Origin of the sequence: Trichocoleus sp. FACHB-90 (assembly GCF_014695505.1) — a bacterium.
GTDB lineage: Bacteria > Cyanobacteriota > Cyanobacteriia > Cyanobacteriales > FACHB-T130 > Funiculus > Funiculus sociatus.
Map to the genome: position 1 here is coordinate 1 of NZ_JACJOK010000098.1, position 4,927 is coordinate 4,927.

The 4,927-nt window shown below is 45.3% G+C and carries 3 protein-coding genes and 1 pseudogene; all 4 read right to left on the reverse strand.

Going from position 1 to position 4,927, the window contains the following annotated elements:
- Nucleotides 1-74: pseudogene (locus H6F74_RS31260) on the reverse strand (IS1 family transposase); the annotation flags it as partial.
- Between the two features lie 16 nt (nt 75-90).
- On the reverse strand, nt 91-405 hold the full coding sequence (locus tag H6F74_RS27910; protein ID WP_190445363.1) for a peptidoglycan-binding domain-containing protein: 315 nt from the start codon (nt 403-405) through the stop codon (nt 91-93).
- A gap of 410 nt (nt 406-815) precedes the next feature.
- Nucleotides 816-1,445: a response regulator transcription factor gene (locus H6F74_RS27915; protein WP_190445364.1), complete on the reverse strand. Its 630-nt coding sequence runs from the start codon at nt 1,443-1,445 to the stop codon at nt 816-818.
- A gap of 7 nt (nt 1,446-1,452) precedes the next feature.
- On the reverse strand, nt 1,453-4,927 hold a 3,475-nt coding region (locus tag H6F74_RS30325; protein ID WP_190445365.1), incomplete at its 5' end, for a PAS domain-containing protein.

Sequence of the window (4,927 nt, forward strand, 5' to 3'; positions counted from 1 at the left end):
CAGATGTGATTTTGCTTACCTTTGTTCTTCCCATTCTTCCGGACATGGGAGGAGCCACACTCAGGACATTGCATGGCGATTTCCCCTAATTCATACCCTTATTATGCAACGCCCCTTTTTTTGATAGGGATATTTCGATGGCTCGTAGTAAATGGCTGCATCAGTCAGTTGAATGGGGCCACCTCGACGAAGGGCTTGCCAAGTTTGGGTGCCAACGATGCCATCTGCAACAAGTCCATTCTGCTGTTGAAACTGAACCACTGCGGCGCGAGTCGCATTGCCAAAAACTCCATCGACTGTAATGTTGATTCCTTTGGCATTCAGCAATTGTTGTAGCTCACTGACAGCAGCACCAGAATCGCCTTGGCGTAGCGTTGGGTCTGTAGCTGTGGAGGTAGAGGTCATAGATTTATCTCAAATGTTTAGGGTTGAAAATTCGATCAGGTTTACCGCTCTAAAGGAGCATGATTTGCCTGATTGGATGCACTTCTGGCGAGATTTGCCCAGTTGTGATTCTGCAAATAGGATTCAAGGTTGATTAGGCTAGGAAATAAGTGCTGCAATTGGCAAAGTTCGCTGCATCATTCACGTTCTCAAAACAACGATACAAGGTTGCCATTTCTGCTCCAATTAACTTGCTCAATCCATTGACTGCATCTTTGTTTGCATACATTCAATGTAGGAGATCGCTTTCAAGTCGTCGTCTATAGCGAGTTAAAACTTTTACAGTACAAATTGATAGAGCAACTACTCATCGCAAAGTATAAGGCTGGCTCTAACTTAAGTTAGAATCCGAATTCGATCGAAAGTACATCCTACAAACTAACAATGCCGCGTTTAACGGCAACAATCACCGCTTGAGTGCGATCGCTGACATCTAACTTATTCAAAATCCGATTGACATGGGATTTAACAGTACCTTCACCGATACTCAAAGCAGTCGCAATATCGGCATTACTCATTCCCTGCGCCAGTGAGCGGAGGACTACCAGTTCTCGTTCACTCAGTTCTGGATTGCTGAGGCGTTGTACCAACTTTGCTCCCACATCGGGCGGAATGTACTTCTGACCCCGATGAACGGTACGAATGGCATTGAGAAGCTCTTCAGGTTCAGTTTCTTTCAACAGATATCCTTTTGCGCCTGCCTGCAATCCTCGATAAATATCTTCGTCGCTATCATACGTGGTCAGTACAATAATCCGAGCCGATTTAGCAGCAGCACAAATTGCACTGATAGCGGCAACTCCTTCCACTTCCGGCATTCGCAAATCCATGAGTGTAACATCCGGTTGATGTTCCCTAAATAGAGTGATCGCTTGTTCCCCATTTTCGGCTTGGGCAATCACCTGCATATCTGGGTCACGGTTAATAATCGTGGCTAATCCTTGCCGAAAAATAGCATGATCGTCTGCAATCAGAACCCGAATGGGCGTGGCTTGGCTCATCGTGATGCTACTTCCGATTGACGGTGACAATAATTTCTGTTCCTTGTCCAGGTTGACTCCAAATCGTCAGTTGTGCACCGATGCGCTCTGCCCGTTCGCTCATGCCGAGTAAGCCAAAACCCTCAGAGAATGGAATACTCCCAACTCCAAAACCCTGTCCATTGTCTTTCACGCGCAAGCAAACCTGATCGCGATCGTAGATTAGCTCCACTCGAATTTCGTCAGCATTGGCGTATCTAATCGCATTGGTCAATGCTTCCTGCCCCATCCGCAATAGATTACTCTCGACTTCAGTCGGGAGAAAATACACCGCACCCTCAATCTCATAATATAAAGTGGTATCCATTGCGGCAGTTCTGATTTGAGCGATGAGACGATGGAGAGCGCTCTGTAAATTGCCTTCTTCCAAAAGCTGAGGACGCAGCGCGACGACCGATCGCCGTGCTTCAGTCAGTCCAGTTCGCGCCAATTCTTTGATCAGATCCAGGTGTGCCCCAGTTGCTTCTACATCATCCGATAGCACCTGTTTTGCCGCTCCCACCTGAGCCAGAATACCTGTAAACGCCTGAGCGAGTGTATCGTGAATTTCTCGCGCCATGCGGTTACGCTCTTCCAAAATAGAGGCTTCTTCAGCGCGTTTGCGATCGCCAATATCTGTAATCAGACCATAAAATCCTTTGACTTTAGCATTAGCATCAATATCGGGAATGAAAGTAGCAGTAACATGCTTTTTACCAAATGGATAAGATATTTCTGCTTCGTAAGTTGTGACCTGCCCTGCTAGTGCTTGATTGATATAGGGCTCTGCAACCTGATAGGCTGCCGCACCTAAAAGTTCATGAATGGATTTACCCACAATTTCGTCTCGGCTATGGCTAAACCAAAGCTCATAAGTGTGGTTAACAAATTGGTAGCAGAGACTGGCATCGACATAGCTGATAAGAGCAGGTAGAGCGTCGGTGATGAGTCGTAGTTCCTGTTCTCGATGGCGTAGTTCTGCTTCGCTTTCTTGTAACGCTGCTGTTCGTTCTGCAACCTGTTGTTCTAAGGTACGGTTGTAATTAGCTAGCAGTTGCTCAGCTTGTTTACGCTCAGTGATGTCTTGAAAAGCTGTGATCGCATAAACTACGTTCCCATGTTCATCAAAGATGGGCGTTCCCCATGACTCAATGGGAATAATAGTCTCACCTTGGTGAATCTCTAAGTCATCTGTTCTTGTACGTTCGCCTCTTAACGCTCGGGCGATTGGCATTTCTTCAAGGGAACAGTTTTGATCCGTTCCAGCTAGGTAAAGTTGATAAACTTCTGCAAAATGATCGGGTGGCACGGTAGGATCAACGCCTTTGCCTAGTAGCTGAATACCTCGTTGATTGACATAGTAAGGGCGACCAGCCGCATCCAAAACTCCAATTCCCACTGGAACTGCTTCTAGAAACTGAGCTATCTGGCTTTCGCTACCACGAAGCTTTGAGTAGAGTTTGGCATTCTCAATCGCAATTGCAGCTTGAGTAGAGAGTAAATTCAAGAGTTGCGATCGCTCTGGTGTAAATGCCCCAGTTGCTAGTTGATTCTCTAAATACAGCACACCGACAAGCTTGCTTTGATTCAGTAGTGGCAAACACAAAACTGATTTAGCTTCATGGCGTTGAAGATAGGGATCATTGATAAACTTGCCTTCGCGAGTTGCATCATTTAAGATGACTGGCTCATGAGTCCGGATGACATACTGGACAATGGGTTCAGATAAGCGATTTGTCATTGGGGTCGATTGCAGTACTTGCGTAGCGCAAACGCTTTTCCCATCACGAAGTTCGCAAGCTGCCTCAATCGTCCACTCATCTACATTTTCTAAGAGCAGATATCCGGTTTGTGCTCCAGCATTTTCAATTAGAATCTGCATCAAAGAATGAAGCAACTTCTCTAATTCAATTTCACTCGAAATTGCTTGGGATGCCTTCATTACCGTCGCTAAATCAAGAGCAATATGTGAGGTATTTGAGGTGGTTCCAGTCGTGGTACGAACTGATGTAGAAACTATATTGGACGATTGAGGAAATAGTTGAGGATATCGATCTTCCAAATCTTTGACCTTTGCAGCTGCTCCCCAACGTTCATAGCAATAGTGCGCCTCTTTCATGTAGGTCTGAGCAATCTTTTCCCGACCTCGCGCTAGATAATGTTTTGCAGCCAATTCATAAGCTAATGCTTCTTCCTGGATAAACTCATTTTCGGCAGCACCTGCGATCGCCCGTTCATAAAACTCTTCAGCCTCAAGAAACTGCCCTAGAACTCGCGCTTTCTCTGCCTCGACTAGATGAAATTTATGGAGATAATTCATGGGGGCGTGTTCTGCCCATTTCTGCATTTTTTCTTGGTTAGTGTTAACACAGTTTAGCCAAGCTTCTTCTTCAGAGCTTGAAGCCTCAACCAATAGGCTCAAAAGCGCTAGAGAATGATAGAAACAGAATACAGGTAAAAACTTTACTGCCGTCGCTTCTTCAAAATGTCGCCTTGCCAAAATAGCAGTCTGTCCAGCTTGATGGTGTTCTCCAAATAGATAAAACAGTATAATTTTGTGCAGGTACAGCATTTGAATTGCAGTTCCATCTTTAACTGCAAGGGCGTGTGCTAACGCCTCCTCTTCATTAAACACCCGACCAACTAAGCGACTGGGATTCTCAGACCGATCTAACAAATTAAGAATGGTCTGCCACACTATTGCAATCCACGTCGAGGGGCTTTCCCGTCTGATTCGATCAACCGCTTTGCTGTATGTTGCCGTTTTCTGTTCCAGTTGGGTGAGTTCCTCACCGACGAAAAATGAGTGGTAGCACACGTTATAGGCAGCATAACCAGCAAATTCAAAGTCTCCGATTTCCACTCCTTCCTGATAAGCCTCAACCAGCAGTGGTATCGTCTCCTTATGATGTACTTTCCATTGCATAACATGGTCACTAAATACGTGTAATGCTTTAGCCTTGCCTTTTTTGGTATGCAATCGTTCTGCCACGCTAAGAGCCAATTGACCAAATTTATAGCCGAGTTCAATGTCTTGACCAACTCCACATAGAACCAACCCGTAGAGAGCATAATACATCGGTGACCAGATAGCATTACCGTAGTTGATTGATAAATCTACCGTTTTGCATATAATCAGTATCACCAGTGCTGGTGATACTATGAATGCAGCAGCCCCTATATTTGCTAGAATTGACATTGCTGCTAGCGGTTCTGGTGCAGTCATCTCTGGTAAATTAATCAAGTCTTCAATTTCTCGTTCAGCAAGTAGCGCCGCCGTTGACTCCAATCCGCCTCGAACATCTAACTCACTTGGATTTTTTGGTAAAATCACTCCCAGGAGCTTCAACACTTCCAAGCCAATTTTGAGTGCTTCTTTCAGGTTGCCCTGTGACAAATATCTTTGAATGCTGCCATCGTAAACTTGCACTTTGTCAACCACTGTTTTGGCACGAGCGAGTACC